Below are 13,847 nucleotides of genomic sequence, written 5' to 3'. Positions count from 1 at the left end.
ATCATGATCCGCGTTGTCCTCTTCCTCGTCCTTCTCGCCGCCCTCGCCTTCGGCGCCGCCTGGATGGCCGACCAGCCCGGCACCGTCTCGATCGTCTGGCTCGGCCGCCAGATCGAATTCGAGGTCGTCACCGGCCTCATCGCCCTGGTTGTCGGTGCCGCACTGGTGATGGTGGTGATCGGCCTCGCCCGCTGGCTCATCGCCAGCCCGGCGCTCGCTGCCCGCGCCCTGCGCCGCAGGCGTCGCCGCAAGGGCACCGAGGCCATCAGCCGGGGCATTATCGCCATCGGCGCGGGAGATCGGCGCAGCGCCGAACGCCATGCCTCCGATGCCGCGAAATATGCAGCCGACCAGCCGCTGACCCTGCTGCTCAAGGCGCAGACGGCGCAGCTCGCCGGCGATCGCGGTGGCGCCGAACAGGCCTTCCGCGCCATGCTGGGGTCGCCGGAAACCAAGCTCCTCGGCCTGCGCGGGCTCTATGTGGAGGCGCAGCGCCGTTCCGACACGGTCGTCGCCCGCGCCATCGCCGACGAGGCTATCAAGGAATCGGCCTCGGCCGGATGGGCCGCCCAGGCCGTTCTGGAGAGCCAGACACTGAGCGGCGAGTGGGACGATGCGCTGACCAGCATCGAGAAGCAGTATGCCGCACGCATCATCGACAAGGACCAGGCCAGGCGCCGCCGCGCCGTGCTGCTCACCGCCAAGGCCATCGCCCTCGAGGATCGCGATCCCGTCGCCGCCAAGGCGCTGGCGATCGAGGCGCACGGGCTCGCCCCGACCCTGGTCCCGGCAGCCGTGATCGCTGGCCGTCTTCTCACCACCGATGGCGATGCCCGCAAGGCCTCGCGGGTGATCGAGGCCGCCTGGAAAGCGACGCCCCACCCGGATCTCGCAGAGGTCTATTCCCATGCCCGCCGGGGCGATTCGCGCCTCGACGAACTCAAGCGCGTCGAATATCTCGCCCGCCTCGTCCCCTCGCATCCCGAGGGCCTGATGGCCATCGCGCGGTCTGCCATCGATGCCGGCGAATTCGCCGTCGCCCGGCGCGCCCTCGACGACATCGCCGCCACGGCGACACCGACCCAGCGGGCCTGCCTGCTGCAGGCCGAGATCAGCGCCAAGGAACATGGTGATCACGGCCGCGCACGCGAATGGATGGCCCGCGCCCTGCGCGCCGCCCGCGATCCGGTCTGGACCGCCGACGGCCAGGCGAGCGATGTCTGGCTGCCGGCATCGCTGGTGACCGGCCGCCTCGACGCCTTCGAGTGGAAAGTGCCCGTCGCCGAGATCGGCGGTCCGGTATTGCAGGTTGACGATGTCCTCGCCGATCATCACGAGGCGGAACAGCCGGCGCCGCCAGCCCCGGCCCCTATCATCGAACTGGTCCCTGCGGCGGTCGAGCCGCCGGTGGCCTCCCCGCCCGAGATGCAGCCGGCACCGGCCGCAGCCCAGCTGGAGCCGGTTGTGGTTGCAGAGGAGATGCCGGCCGCGCCCGCCCCGAAGATCGTCGAGGCGGTGGCCCAGCCCGCGGCCGAGCCTGCCAACGACCCTTCACCTGCGGCCCCGAACCGTCCGAAGATCGTACCGACCGAAACCGTCTTCCCGATGGCCCGCCCGCCGGACGATCCGGGCCCCGAGCAGCCGGCGCCCGCCGCGGCGAAGCGGAGTTCCTTCTTCGGTACGTGATCGGCGGTTTCGGCTGCTTTCCCGTCTTGCCGCCCGGGCGGCCGGCGTGAGATAGAGGGCGCACCGGTCCCGTAGCTCAGCAGGATAGAGCAGCGGTTTCCTAAACCGAAGGTCAGGGGTTCGAATCCCTTCGGGACCGCCAATGCACATCGATTTTGCTGGGAAAAATCGCCTGTATCGCAACTCACCTCAACGCTAACGCCCTAGTGGCGTTTCGGCATGGGCTCAGGCTCGCCACCGCCAAAGTCGAACAGGCTGCGTTGGAGGAGCTGCCTCAGCGGGCCCTCGCGTAAAAGACCAAGCCATGTAAGTCCGCTCTAGGCTCAGGCGGCCTCGTCAGAAATCAAGACCACCGGCCTCCGGCAGACCCGGGGTGGTTCACCCCGCGGGAAACATCTTCAACCCGGCTCATTTCACCCCGGAACTCCCGGGAGCACTTCTCCCTGGAATTCTTCAGTGGCGAAAAAATGGATTCAAGATTTGCCCGACGCGGATGGACGGCGGATCATCATCACCACCAGCGTCAAAACGGTCAGAGGGACCACGAAACTCAACATCAATCCCGAGAAGGCTTGCAAAGCATCGTGCTGTTGGGCGGCAAGGATCAGATAGGACACATAGGCGGCGTAGTAACCGAGGAAAACGCCGCCCTCCCAACGGGCGATCTCTCCTCCGGTCATGAAAACAGGCAAGCATGCCAGCGCTACAGCCAGCATCACCCAGATGTCGAAGGCCAGCAGTGACGGTGCCATGACCAGCCCCACATCGCCCGAGACAAGCCCCGATACGCCAAGGCAACCCAAGATGTTGAAGGTGTTGCTGCCGACGACGTTGCCGACCGCAATGTCACGTTCGCCTTTCAACGCCGCCGCGATGCTCGTTGCAACCTCTGGCATGCTCGTGCCCGCCGCCACAATGGTCAGTCCTATGACGAGGTCGCTCACGCCAATCGCCTTCGCAAAACTGACCGAGGCCTTGACCAAAAAGTCAGATCCGAAAACGAGGGCCACGAGACCCGCGGCGATCAGGCCCACCTGTGCGACCCAGTGACTGTCCCAGCCGCCAGCCTCGGCGGGTTGAACCGCTTCGGCAAACTCGTCCTGGGCCGCTTGGGTTTCGTGGCGCGACTGCACGATCAGGAAGATGGTGTAGGCTGCGAGCAGGGCAAACAGCGCGCCGCCCTCCAGGAAGGAAAGCTTGCCATCGAAGGTGAATGCCAGCAGCAACAGGCTGGCGCCCAGCATGATGGGCACCTCCTGCCGGATCAGCTGAATGTTGACCACAAGCGGCGTGATCAGCGCACTGACGCCCAGGATGAACAGCACGTTGAAGATGTTGCTGCCCACGACGTTGCCAATGGCAATGTCGGTCTTGCCATCGAGCACCGCTCCGACGCTTACGGCGACTTCGGGCGCACTGGTCCCGAAGGCAACAATCGTCAGGCCGACAACGAGCGGGCTGATGCCGAACGATAGCGCGAGTTTCGATGCGCCTCGCACCAGCACATTCGCGCCGACGACCAGCAGGACCAGGCCGCCGAGAAACATGAGCATGTTCATGGTCGCTCACAAGAGACTGGAATTGTCCAACGAGCGCGTTGAAATCGCCCCATAGGCCATTCCGCCTCCAGCTGCAATGCCGGTCCCTGCGACGTATGCGCCGCAACCCGTGGCGGGCGCGACCATTGTTCCAACAGAGGCTCGCCACGTGCGGTAGCGTCGAGCAACGGCCAAAGCCGGGTTTGACCAGGCATCGGCGGATCCGCAGTCCAAGGTCGGCTTCAGACCACAGAGCCAAAGTCTGCTATTGAGGCGCAGAGCAGAACCTGCGCGATCGGTCCCTTCTCGGGCCGACGTTCCGGGCTCGGACGCGCCGACGTAAGCTCGGGTCATTTGACGCTTGACGGACATCTGCCCGCCGCCCGTCGTCATCGCTTCAAACTGAGGGGGTCGGATGCCCTCGAAAATCATCCCGCCCATTCGGCGAGGATAGGCCTGGATGGCGGCCGCCAAAATCCACGGTACACGAAATCTCGCGCCGAGCGGCCGCCACATTCGCCGAACCGACCAAGCCAATAGGCCTATCCCAACGGCGCCGTCGCCTTCATGGAAGGCCGCTCGGCGAAGCCGGCATACCAGGCGGCGAGCCGCGCATGGCCGTTGCGCCAGCCGATGTCGGGGAAGCGGAAGTCGAGATAGCCGAGCGACACGCCGGCCGCGACGCCGAGATGTCGTCGAGCATTCCGCTCGGCAGAATCGGGACCACCGAGGATGTCGCCGAGGCCTGTTCCTATTTCGTCTCGCCGACCGCCCGTTCGTCGACCGCTGGGGCCTGGGGCTCGCCCTTCCCGGCGGACGCCCCCGCACTCACCTGATCCGCGACGGCTATCTGATTGAGGCTGCGTCGATCGCCGAACTGGCGAGAAAGCTCGATGTCCCAGCAGACGCGCTCGGTGCCTCCATCGCGGAGATGAACCAAGCGGCGGCGGACGGGATCGATGCCGGTTTCGGCAAGGGCTCGTCGGAATACAACCGCTACTATGGCGACCCCGCCATCGCGGGAAATCCATGCCTCGGCGCGATTGCCGAACAGCCGTTCTATGCCGTCCGCGTCTATCCCGGCGATATCGGCACGGCGTCGGGGCTGCTGACCGACCCTGACGGCCGCGTCCTCGACGGCAATGGTGAGCCCATCGCCGGACTGTACTGTTGCGGAAGCGACATGGCCTCGATCATGGGCGGCCACTACCCTGGCGCAGGCATCACCCTGGGACCGGCATTGACCTTCGGCTACCGCATCGGGCGCATGATCGACGTGATCCGGTCCCATCCTTTGGAACGCCGGAAGGTGGAGTTTCTTGGGAACCGATCAGATCAGATCAGTCCTCGACGTTCCTCAACGACAACGGGTAGCGAACATACATCGTCACCGCCAGGCGGATCACCTCGGGCGACGTCTTGACGTAGCGAAACAGGCGAGCATGGGACGTGGCTCCGCGCTAGCCGCCATGCCCTTCACAGGGCAACCCCGATGTTCCGCTGACAGTGCGCGGGACCCCGCCGGCAAACGCGGTGGCGATCTAAGTCGACGCGTCGACGCCCTTCTTGACCCCTCGTGCGGAGAAGACGATCAGCAGGACACCGGAAACCGCGACGATGGCGCCGCCGACAAGCGTCGTCGGCGTCGGCACTTCCCCGAACACGATGAGCCCGATGCCTGAAGCCCAGATGATCTGGCTGTAGGTCATCGGCGAGACCACGGCCGCCGGAGCGTTGGTAAAGGCCCAGACCAGCAGGATATGGGAGACGACGCCGCAGAGCCCCGAAATGACCAGCAGGCCCACGCCTTCGAGGTCGGGCATTCCGGGAAAGACCAGCGCGCCGATACCCGACACGACAAGCGCCCAGAAACTCGCATGGAAGAGCAGCGCCGTCATCGGATCGGTCCGTCCGGTATGGCGCGTCAGCACCTGATAGACGGCATTGAGACCGGCGAGCGCCAGGGGAAACAGCAGCGCCAGCGAGAGAAAGGGCGCGCCGGGATCGAGCGCGATCAGCACGCCGGCAAAGCCCATCGCGATGAGCAGCCATTGCAAAGGTCGCGTCGGCTCGCCGAGCGCCGGTCCGGCCAGGGCGGTGGCGAGCAGCGGCGCGGAGAGCGCGATGGCATAGGTCTGCGACAGCGTGAGATGCGTCAGCGACAGCACCACGAAGAGCGTCGTGCCGGCGAGGCAGAGGCCGCGGACGATCTGCAGCAGCGGATGGCGGGTGACGACGAAGCGTGTCCAGTCGGTCGCCAGCGCCCAGACGCCCAGCGCCGCGAGTTGCACCGCATTGCGCAGGAATACGACGACCGCCACCGAGGCCTCACGCGCCACCACTCGCATCAGCGAATCCATCACGACGAACAGGAACACCGCGCTGGTCATGGCCAGCGCCGCGAGGACGACGGTCCTGCGTTCGGAGCGGACAGTTGTCACGCGCCGACCCTGAACAGGCGGGCAGGATTGTCGCGAACCATCCGCGCGAGCTCGTCCCGTGCGACGCCAGCCGCGCCCAGCAGGCGCAGGAACAGGCGCAATCCCTCGACCGGCCGGGGCAGGATGCCGACACCGCAATCGCTCGAGACAATGATGTGGCCGGCACCGTGCTGCCGGATGATCGCGGCCATGCGCGCTATGCTGACGCCGGCGATGACATGGGCCTCGGCATCGACATGGGTGAGCGGGACATCGGCGGCCGGCGACGCGAAGAAATAGGAGAGTTCGGCAACGGCCCCGCCGCCGATCACCGCCGTGATCGCCGCGTCGTCGTAATGCGAGGCGGGCACGAGGATGCGACCAACGCCGCGGGCACGGGCGCACTCGACCAGCCGCACCGCCTCATGGGCCGCGACATGGCCGGTATTGAAAACGACATCCGCAGCGGCGATGCGATCGAGGATTGCCGGGAGCGGGTCGGGCAGCGGTCCCGTCTCCGGCACCTCGAAACAGGCCTCCACATAGAGCGGTGAGCGGCCCTCCCCGCGCGCCACATGGCGGGTGTGGTGTGTCGGCAGAGAGATAAAACGCGCGCCGGTACCCGGCCCGTAGCCATAGGCGAGGGCGATCGCGACCGCCTCGGCCGAAACACCGCCCGCCGGCGGCTCCATGATCAACCCGCCCCAGATCTCGAGGTCGACGGAACCCAGCACCCGCCGGGCCAGCGCGGCGTAGCCGGCGGAATTGGCGAAATTGTCCATCAGGCCAAGGCCGGCCATGCCGGCGGCCAGCGCTTCGCGCGCAGCTTCGACCACGTCGAGCGAGCGGGCATTGATGTGGGGGCAGGCGTGGACATGGCAGTCGACGGCGCCGGCGATCAGGCCGTCGTCGCTCGCGGCAACCACCTCAATGTCTCAGGATCTTGGCGGTGAAATCCTTGAGACGGTCGGTTTCAGGCGCGTCGAAGACACGTGCGGGAGTGCCGATTTCGACGATCCTGCCCTGGTCCATGAAGGCGACGCGGCTCGCCACCTCCCGGACGAAGCCCATCTCGTGACTGACGATGATCATCGTCATGCCCTCGCGTCCGAGCGCACGGATCGTGTCAAGCACCTCCGTGACCAGTTCGGGGTCGAGCGCGGAGGTCACCTCGTCAAGCAGCAGCACATCGGGCTTCAGCGCGAGCGCCCGGGCGATCGCCACACGCTGCTGCTGCCCCCCGGACAGTTCGTCGGGATAGGCCCCCACCTTGGCGGACAGCCCGACCTTGGCGAGGAGTTCGCGCGCCTCGGCCTCGACATCGCGGCGCGCCCTGCCCTTCACGATGGTCGGTGCGATCGTGACGTTGCGCAGGGCCGTCATGTTCTGGAACAGATTGTACTGCTGGAACACGATGGCGAACCGGTCACGCGCGCGCTTCAGCGAGGCCTTCGACCCATAGTCGATCCGCTCCTCGTCCAGCACGACATGGCCGGCATGCGGCCGGATCAGCCCGACGAGTGTGCGCAAAAGGGTCGATTTGCCCGAGCCCGAAGGGCCGATCAGGGCGAGGATCTCACCGCGGCCGATGGAGAGGTCGATGCCGGACAGCACGTCGATGGCACCGTAGCGGGCGGCGAGCCGCTGAACCGTCAAGAAAGTCAAGCCAATGTCTCCTGCAAGCCCGGTCCGGATTCCGCATAGGCGTGCCTCCTTAACAGGCTTGCTCCTGTTTCGAGCAGCACGCTAGCCTGCCCGAAGGTCAAGGGCCCGGCAAGGCAAGGCCCACCTCGGATTGAAGGGAACGACGACATGACTGATCTGCCGAAGCGTCCGATCTCCCGCCGCGCGGCGTTGAGCCTCGCCGCAGGCGCCGCAACGCTCGCTGCCATCGGAACGGACGGCACCAGCGCGCTGCCGCTCGACAAGGTGCTCGCCGCCAAGAAGCTGCGTGCCGGCATCAATCCGACCCTGCCGCCGTTCGGGGTGTTCAACGCACAGAATCAGATCGACGGCTTCGACGCCGACATCGCGCGCGAACTTGCGCGCCAGATGAGGGTGGAACTGGAAATCGTCCAGGTCGGTTCGCCAGACCGGATTCCGTTCCTGCAGGCCGACCGCATCGACATCGTGCTCGGCGCCATGACGCGCACGGTCGAGCGCGCGCTGGTCATCGACTACACCGTGCCGCTGCACACCCAGAGCGTCGTGGTGCTGACCAAGGACGGTGGCACGACGGTGCCGATCGCCAAGCCCGCCGACCTCAACAATCCGCAGGTCAAGCTCGTCCAGGTGCGCGGCACGGTCGGCATTCCGTGGATCCAGGCCAATGCGCCACAGGCGCAGGTTACCCTGCTCGACAACTATCCGGACACGTTCCGCGCGCTCCAGCAGGGCCGCGCCGACGCCATGGTCGACGTGCTCGAATCGATCGTCATCCCGATGCGCAACGTCCAGAACGTGAAGTGGAAGGTCCTCGACGAGGTGCTGGGATCGACCTGGGTCGGCATCGGCGTGCAGAAGGGCAATGCGACGCTGCGCGACGTGCTGAACGTCACCCTGTTCGAGATGCATCGCTCCGGCTTCGTCGGCAAGACATGGGAAAAGTGGTTCGGTGTGCCGATGAAGACGCCGGTTCCGCTCAACCCGATGTTCTGACGCCCATCGGCCGGGGACATTCCCCGGCCGCCTTCTCCCCGCCAAGGCATGCAACGATGAGCCTCCAATACGGCCAGGTGATCTCCTATCTGCCGGACTTCCTGGCCGGCGCCTGGCTCTCGCTGCAGATCGCCTCGCTCGCCTTCGCCATGGGTCTGCTGATCGGGCTTTTCGGCGCAGCCGTGCTGACCTACGGCGGCACGCTCGCCCGGGCGCCGATCCGCGCCTATGTCAGCTTCTGCACCAACACACCGCAGCTGGTGCAGATCTTCTTCCTGTTCTTCGCCCTGCCTGACATGGGCATCATCCTGTCGCCCTATGCCGCCGTGCTGATCGGCATGACACTGAATGCCGGCGCCTATCTCACCGAGATCCAGCGCGCCGGATTCCAGTCGATCCAGCGCGCCGAAATCGATGCGGCGGAGACGCTGGGCTTTTCGAGGTTCCAACTGGTCCGCTACGTGGTGGCACCACACATCATCCGCACGCTCTATCCGGGCCTTTCCAACCAGTACATCATCATGATGCTGGGCACCTCGATGGCGGCGATCTTCGGGGTCGAGGAACTCACCGCCCGCGCCCTCAACGCCAATGCGGTCACCTTCCGCTCGATCGAGATCTTCTCGATGACCGCGCTCATCTATATCGGGCTGACCATCATCGCTTCCGCCATGCTCTATGCGCTCGGGCGGGTGCTGTTCCGCGTCAAGGCGAGGGCCTTCTGATGGGCATCATCGCCGGACTGATGGAAGAGGCGCCGCGTTTCTTCACTTATTGGAACATGCTGTTCCTGGCCAATGCGGCGCTCAACACGCTGCTGGTCTCGCTGATCGGCTGCCTCGCCGGCTATGCGCTCGGCTTCACCATCGCCACCTTCCGCCTGCCGCAAATCACCCCGGTCGGGCCGGTGCGCGGCGCATTGATCCTCTATGTCGAGGCCATCCGGCGCATCCCCTTCCTTGTCCTGCTGATGTGCGTGTTCTTCGGCTTCCAGCTTTCCGGCGTCCAGGCGAGCCTGTTCCTGATCGCGGTGACGTCGGTCGCGCTGCGCATGTCGGCACTGTCGGCCGAGAATGTCCGTGCCGGCTACGAGGCTGTCCAGGAGCGCCAGTGGGACGCGGCGCTGACCATGAACATCCCGCCGCTGACGGCGCTCTTCCGCATCGTGCTGCCGCAATCCTGGCGGGTCATCCTGCCGCCCTCCACCATCCACACGGTCAGCATGATCAAGGAGACGTCGCTGGTCTCGCAGATCGGCTTTCTGGAGCTCACCTTTTCGGCCCGCATGCTGAACCAGCGCGGATTCTCGGCCCTGATCTGTTTCGGCACGGTGCTGGTGCTCTATTTCGTCATTTCCTACGCCTTCTCGGCTGCCGGACGCTATGCCGAGCGCAAGCTCGTCGATCAGGCCCGGACGGTGCGCACGCCCGTGCTGCCGGCATGAGCCTGGTGCGCGTATCCAACGGCGTGACGCGGCCGGCCGCGGCCACCTTCGCGGTGGATGGCATGGAAGTCAGCGCGCCGGCCGGCGAACCGCTAGCAACCGCGCTCGCCGCCGCAGGCTTGCTCGGCTTGCGCGACAGTCCGCGCGGCGGAACTCCGCGCGGCGCCTTCTGTCACATGGGACTCTGCCAGGAATGCGTCGTCACGGTCGACGGGCGCATCGTCCAGGCCTGCCTGACGCCCGTCCGCGCCGGCATGCAGGTCGGGCTCGGAGGCACGCTCCGGTGATCCGCCCCGCCGATTGTCTGGTGCTGGGAGCAGGCCCCGCCGGGACCGAGGCGGCGCTGGCCGCAGCAGAGGCCGGCCTCGATGTGGTGCTGATCGACGAACAGGCCGATGCCGGCGGCCAGGGCTGGCGCGCGCCGCTTTCCGGCCTCACCATGCCGCGAAAAGGCGCTGATGCCGAGGCGGGCGATGGCTTGAGGGCAAGGCTTGCCGCATCCGGCGTCGACCGCAGGCTTGGTCGCCGGGTCTGGTCGGTCGGTGGTGCCTTCCGGCTCGACGCCGTGGGCCCGGACGGCGCGGAAGCCTACGAGGCCCCGCGCCTGGTCGCTGCCACCGGGGCCCATGAGCGCGTCGTGCCCTTTCCCGGCTGGACCCTGCCGGGGGTCATCGGTCTTGCCGGCGCCACCGTCCTTTTGAAGGCGCAGGCGGTCCTGCCCGGCCGCAGGGTGGTGGTTGCGGGCGCAGGGCCGCTGCTATTCGCGGTCGCCGCCGGCATCATCGCCAAGGGTGGTGAGGTCGCGGCCATCGTCGACATGGACGGCCGGCTCGCCTGGGCGAGACGGCTGCCCGGCCTCGCCCGCCGCTTGGATCTGCTGAAGGAGGGGCTGGGCTGGACCTGGTCGATCCTCGGCGCCCGCGTGCCCTTTCTCGCCGGCCATGGCGTGCGCTGCGCGGCAGGCCGGTCCGAAGTCGAAGCCGTCATCGTCGGGCCGGTCGATGCCGACGGCGCACCGATCGCAGGGCCGGAGCGGCGGTTCGCATGCGATGCGCTGGCCGTCGGCCACGGGCTCGTTCCGGGCGGTGAAGTGCCGAAGATCCTGCGTGCCGCCCATCTGTATGACAGATTGCGCGGCGGCTTCATTCCGGAACTCGACCCCTATGGCCGCACCACGATCGAGAACCTCTATGCCTGCGGCGACGGCACCGGCATCCGCGGCGCGCGTCCGTCGGCGGTCGCGGGCCGATTGGCTGGTCTCGCCGCGGCCCATGACGCCGGCCGGCTCGATGCGACGGCCTTCACCGCGCTCGCAGAACCCACGCTCCAGGCTTTGGCGGATTATCGCCCCTTCGCCGATACCGTCGCCGGCGCCATGGCACTCAAACCCGCGCAGGTCGCCGCCATCACCCCCGCCACCGTGGTCTGCCGCTGCGAGGACGTCAGCCGCGCCGAGATCGATGCCGCCGTCGATGCGGGCGCCGGCGACATCAACCAGATGAAGCATTTCACCCGCTGTGGCATGGGGCCCTGCCAGGGCCGGATGTGTGGCGATGTCGCCGCCGAGCTTGTCGCCCAGCGGCGCGGCGTGACGCGCGAGACAGTTGGCTACTGGACCCAGCGCGTGCCGCTCAGACCCGTTCCCTTCGACACGATGATCGGCAGTTTCGACTATGCCGACATCCCGATCCCGCCACCGGCGCCGCTATGAGCCAAGCGCCCATCTACGATCTCGGCGTCATCGGCGGCGGCGTGGTCGGTTCCACGCTGGCGCTGCTGGCCCAGCGCGGCGGCCTGTCTACCGCGCTCCTCGACCGCGGCCCGCTCTGCCGCGAGGCCTCCGGAGTCAATGCGGGCACGCTGACCCTGCAGATGACCCGTGTCGCGCTCATCCCCCACGCGATGCGGGCCCATGCCATGTGGGCCTCCGCCCGCGACTGGCTTGGCCATGATGTCGGCGTTGTGGTCTGCGACGGCCTGTCGCTCGCCTTCACCGAACGCGAAGCGGCGCTTCTGGAGGAGCGGGCGGGGAAGCGCCGGGCCGCTGGCGCGCCGATCACCATCATCAGCCGCGACGAGGCGCTGCGGGTCGAGCCCGGTATCTCCGACAGGACCCTGATGGCCGGCCATTGCGTGGTCGACGGCTATGCCAATGCCTATCTGACCGGTCAGGCCTTCCGGGCAGCGCTGGTGGATGCCGGCGTGGCGGTGATGGAGAACCGCGGGGTCAGCGGACTCGACCGCACGGACAACGGCTTCGTCGCCCGGACGGCGCAAGGCCCCGTTTCCTTCCGCCGCGTCGTACTCGCCGGTGGAGTCTGGATCGAGCCGATGATGGCCTGGCTCGGCGTTCACCTGCCGATCAAGGTGCTGGTCAACCAGCTGTCGGTGACGGAACGCATCCGGCCGGTCATGCGCACCGTGGTCGGAATCGCGTCGGGGCTCCTGTCACTGAAGCAATATCCCCATGGCACGGTCGTCATCGGCGGGGGCTGGCAGGGTATCGGCGACCGCGAGCGCGGTGGCGTCGAACTCGTCCCCGAACGGCTCGTCGGCAATATCCGGCTCGCCTGCCACGCCATCCCGGAACTGGCCGGCGCAAGGCTAGCCCGCGCCTGGGCGGGCCTCGAGGCGGAGACCGCCGACGCCCTGCCCGCCGCCGGACCCATTCCCGGCATTCCCGATGCCTATGTCTGCGGCTCCATCCATTCGGGCTATACCAGCGGTCCCTCCATTGCCCGCTCGCTCGCCGATGTCATCCTCGGCCGCGAGCCCGACCTGCCGCTCTTTCCCATCGACCGCCTGATGAAGGCCGCTCCGCCATGACCCACCCGCTCGCATCCCGCCTCACCGGCATCCATGCCGCGACCATCGTGCCAATGCGTGCCGACTTCTCCGTCGACGAGGATGCGCTAGCCACCCATATCGCGGCGGTCGCCAACCGCCCCGGCATTCGCGGCCTCCTGATCAACGGCCATGCCGGCGAAAACTTCGTCCTCGATTCCGCCGAAAAGCGCCGCGTGATCGCGATCGCGCGGCAGGTGGCACCCGCCGATTGTGTCATCTGCTCGGGCATCAATGCGGAATCGAGCCTGCAGGCGGCCCGGGATGCCGCCGACGCCGAGCAGGCCGGCGCCGACATCCTGCTGGTCTTCCCGCCAAATTCCTGGGCGCTTGGCCATGACGAGCGGGTGGTCGACATCCACCATGACCATGTCGCGGCGGCCTCCAGCCTGCCACTGATGCTCTATGCCGCCCCGGTCGGGGCCGGCCGGATGGCCTATTCGGCTGAAACCCTCACCAGACTCGCCGCCGACGAGCGGATCATCGCGGTCAAGGAGGGGAGCTGGGAGGTCGCCGCCTATGAGGCGAACAAGCGGCTTCTGGAAGGCCTGCGGCCGGATTTCGTCGTCATGGGCTCGGGCGACGAGCATCTCCTGACCAGCGCGATCATCGGCTCTGCCGGCGCGCAGGTGTCGCTCGCAGCCCTTGTGCCCGACCTGCTGGTCGCCTTCTTCGCGGCCACCGCCAGCGGCGACTGGACGACGGCGCGAAAGCTGCACGACAGCATCTATCCCCTCGCCGTCGCCATCTACCGCGATGCGCCAGGTGGCCGGGCTACCGCCCGCCTGAAGCTGGCGCTTGCTGACGGCGGCCGGATTCCCACGGCCGTCGTTAGGCCGCCGCAACCTGCTCCGAGCCCGCTTGAGCATCAGGCCGTCCTGGCGGCGATCCAGGCCGCACGGGTCGCCGGATCGCTCGCCGTCTGACCGAAGCCAGACATCGATCGACTCTCCGGCGTGTGGATTCTGCGCGAGATGACCGGCTTTGCCGCCGTGTCTGCTGTCAGACAAACCAAACTGGTCTCAGAGTCCCCTGCCCGCGCGCGTCGTCAGGCCGCGCAGAGCCGACGCCACTGCGCGAGAGCGGCAGCACGTCGGGCCTTGAAGTGCCCGCGGCATGAAAGGTGTCGGTCCTGGTTGAAGTGGTTGTGAACGGAGCCGCGCAAAGCGGCGAATTTCTCGAGGCTGTGCATCCGTCGAAACCGCAGCATCGCGCGCTCATCATGACCGCCAGGCGGATCACCTCGGGCGACGTGTT

General features: G+C 67.2%; 15 protein-coding genes and 1 tRNA gene. 11 read left to right on the top strand and 5 right to left on the bottom strand.

What is annotated here, in order from left to right:
• The first annotated feature begins 3 nt into the window (after window positions 1-3).
• Both Q8O26_RS06195 and Q8O26_RS06190 read left to right on the top strand, forming a co-directional pair.
• On the top strand, window positions 4-1,686 hold the full coding sequence (locus tag Q8O26_RS06195; protein WP_305574533.1) for a heme biosynthesis HemY N-terminal domain-containing protein: 1,683 nt from the start codon (window positions 4-6) through the stop codon (window positions 1,684-1,686).
• Between the two features lie 65 nt (window positions 1,687-1,751).
• Window positions 1,752-1,828, top strand: a tRNA-Arg gene (locus tag Q8O26_RS06190).
• 331 nt (window positions 1,829-2,159) lie between these two features.
• Here the strand turns inward: Q8O26_RS06190 and Q8O26_RS06185 are convergent.
• Complete coding sequence (locus Q8O26_RS06185; RefSeq protein WP_305574531.1) at window positions 2,160-3,245, bottom strand: calcium/sodium antiporter; 1,086 nt, start codon at window positions 3,243-3,245, stop codon at window positions 2,160-2,162.
• A gap of 521 nt (window positions 3,246-3,766) precedes the next feature.
• On the bottom strand, window positions 3,767-3,895 hold the full coding sequence (locus tag Q8O26_RS06180; protein WP_305574638.1) for a hypothetical protein: 129 nt from the start codon (window positions 3,893-3,895) through the stop codon (window positions 3,767-3,769).
• Window positions 3,896-3,913: 18 nt separating this feature from the next.
• On the opposite strand from Q8O26_RS06180, the gene Q8O26_RS06175 reads away from it, so the two are divergent.
• A complete protein-coding gene (locus tag Q8O26_RS06175) occupies window positions 3,914-4,060 on the top strand; it encodes a hypothetical protein (protein WP_305574636.1) in 147 nt (48 codons plus the stop codon).
• Window positions 4,018-4,647 (top strand): FAD-binding protein, encoded by a 630-nt coding sequence (locus Q8O26_RS06170; protein WP_305574632.1) that lies wholly within the window; start codon window positions 4,018-4,020, stop codon window positions 4,645-4,647. Before Q8O26_RS06175 ends, Q8O26_RS06170 begins: the two co-directional genes overlap by 43 nt.
• A gap of 118 nt (window positions 4,648-4,765) precedes the next feature.
• On the opposite strand, the gene Q8O26_RS06165 is transcribed toward Q8O26_RS06170, so the two are convergent.
• The 3 genes from Q8O26_RS06165 to Q8O26_RS06155 are packed head-to-tail and all read right to left on the bottom strand — an operon-like array spanning window position 4,766 to window position 7,309.
• Window positions 4,766-5,665 carry a DMT family transporter gene (locus Q8O26_RS06165; RefSeq protein ID WP_305574529.1) on the bottom strand — a complete coding sequence of 300 codons (900 nt, stop codon included), beginning with the start codon at window positions 5,663-5,665 and terminating at the stop codon, window positions 4,766-4,768.
• Entirely contained in the window at window positions 5,662-6,570 is a 909-nt protein-coding gene (locus tag Q8O26_RS06160; protein ID WP_305574527.1) for a DUF6282 family protein, read from the bottom strand. The genes Q8O26_RS06165 and Q8O26_RS06160 overlap by 4 nt, the downstream gene beginning before the upstream one ends.
• Before the next feature lies 1 nt (window position 6,571).
• On the bottom strand, window positions 6,572-7,309 hold the full coding sequence (locus Q8O26_RS06155) for an amino acid ABC transporter ATP-binding protein (RefSeq protein ID WP_305574525.1): 738 nt from the start codon (window positions 7,307-7,309) through the stop codon (window positions 6,572-6,574).
• A gap of 147 nt (window positions 7,310-7,456) precedes the next feature.
• Here Q8O26_RS06155 and Q8O26_RS06150 point away from each other — a divergent pair, with 147 nt between their 5' ends.
• Genes Q8O26_RS06150 through Q8O26_RS06120 form a run of 7 tightly spaced genes read left to right on the top strand, consistent with a single transcriptional unit; the run spans window position 7,457 to window position 13,516 of the window.
• Window positions 7,457-8,302, top strand: coding sequence for a transporter substrate-binding domain-containing protein (locus Q8O26_RS06150; RefSeq protein ID WP_305574523.1), 846 nt, complete (start codon window positions 7,457-7,459; stop codon window positions 8,300-8,302).
• A 56-nt stretch (window positions 8,303-8,358) separates the two neighbouring features.
• Entirely contained in the window at window positions 8,359-9,027 is a 669-nt protein-coding gene (locus Q8O26_RS06145; RefSeq protein ID WP_305574521.1) for an amino acid ABC transporter permease, read from the top strand.
• The gene (locus tag Q8O26_RS06140; RefSeq protein ID WP_305574519.1) at window positions 9,027-9,746 is read left to right on the top strand and encodes an amino acid ABC transporter permease; all 720 of its coding nucleotides are present in this window, start codon (window positions 9,027-9,029) and stop codon (window positions 9,744-9,746) included. Before Q8O26_RS06145 ends, Q8O26_RS06140 begins: the two co-directional genes overlap by 1 nt.
• Window positions 9,743-10,033 carry a 2Fe-2S iron-sulfur cluster-binding protein gene (locus tag Q8O26_RS06135; RefSeq protein WP_305574517.1) on the top strand — a complete coding sequence of 97 codons (291 nt, stop codon included), beginning with the start codon at window positions 9,743-9,745 and terminating at the stop codon, window positions 10,031-10,033. The genes Q8O26_RS06140 and Q8O26_RS06135 overlap by 4 nt, the downstream gene beginning before the upstream one ends.
• Window positions 10,030-11,457 carry an NAD(P)/FAD-dependent oxidoreductase gene (locus tag Q8O26_RS06130; protein ID WP_305574515.1) on the top strand — a complete coding sequence of 476 codons (1,428 nt, stop codon included), beginning with the start codon at window positions 10,030-10,032 and terminating at the stop codon, window positions 11,455-11,457. Before Q8O26_RS06135 ends, Q8O26_RS06130 begins: the two co-directional genes overlap by 4 nt.
• Window positions 11,454-12,572 carry an FAD-binding oxidoreductase gene (locus Q8O26_RS06125; protein ID WP_305574513.1) on the top strand — a complete coding sequence of 373 codons (1,119 nt, stop codon included), beginning with the start codon at window positions 11,454-11,456 and terminating at the stop codon, window positions 12,570-12,572. The genes Q8O26_RS06130 and Q8O26_RS06125 overlap by 4 nt, the downstream gene beginning before the upstream one ends.
• Window positions 12,569-13,516: a dihydrodipicolinate synthase family protein gene (locus Q8O26_RS06120; RefSeq protein WP_305574512.1), complete on the top strand. Its 948-nt coding sequence runs from the start codon at window positions 12,569-12,571 to the stop codon at window positions 13,514-13,516. Before Q8O26_RS06125 ends, Q8O26_RS06120 begins: the two co-directional genes overlap by 4 nt.
• Window positions 13,517-13,847: the final 331 nt, after the last annotated feature.

Origin of the sequence: Phreatobacter sp., assembly GCF_030691135.1 — a bacterium.
Classification (GTDB): Bacteria; Pseudomonadota; Alphaproteobacteria; order Rhizobiales; family Phreatobacteraceae; genus Phreatobacter.
Note: the sequence above shows the minus strand (reverse complement) of the source record. Positions and strands in the feature narration are given on the sequence as shown.

Coding starts and splice junctions, on each gene's coding strand:
- Q8O26_RS06195 (WP_305574533.1), top strand. CDS start 4: ATGATCCGCGTTGTCCTCTTCCTCGTCCTTCTCGCCGCCCTCGCCTTC.
- Q8O26_RS06185 (WP_305574531.1), bottom strand. CDS start 3,245: ATGAACATGCTCATGTTTCTCGGCGGCCTGGTCCTGCTGGTCGTCGGC.
- Q8O26_RS06175 (WP_305574636.1), top strand. CDS start 3,914: ATGTCGTCGAGCATTCCGCTCGGCAGAATCGGGACCACCGAGGATGTC.
- Q8O26_RS06150 (WP_305574523.1), top strand. CDS start 7,457: ATGACTGATCTGCCGAAGCGTCCGATCTCCCGCCGCGCGGCGTTGAGC.
- Q8O26_RS06145 (WP_305574521.1), top strand. CDS start 8,359: ATGAGCCTCCAATACGGCCAGGTGATCTCCTATCTGCCGGACTTCCTG.
- Q8O26_RS06140 (WP_305574519.1), top strand. CDS start 9,027: ATGGGCATCATCGCCGGACTGATGGAAGAGGCGCCGCGTTTCTTCACT.
- Q8O26_RS06135 (WP_305574517.1), top strand. CDS start 9,743: ATGAGCCTGGTGCGCGTATCCAACGGCGTGACGCGGCCGGCCGCGGCC.
- Q8O26_RS06125 (WP_305574513.1), top strand. CDS start 11,454: ATGAGCCAAGCGCCCATCTACGATCTCGGCGTCATCGGCGGCGGCGTG.
- Q8O26_RS06120 (WP_305574512.1), top strand. CDS start 12,569: ATGACCCACCCGCTCGCATCCCGCCTCACCGGCATCCATGCCGCGACC.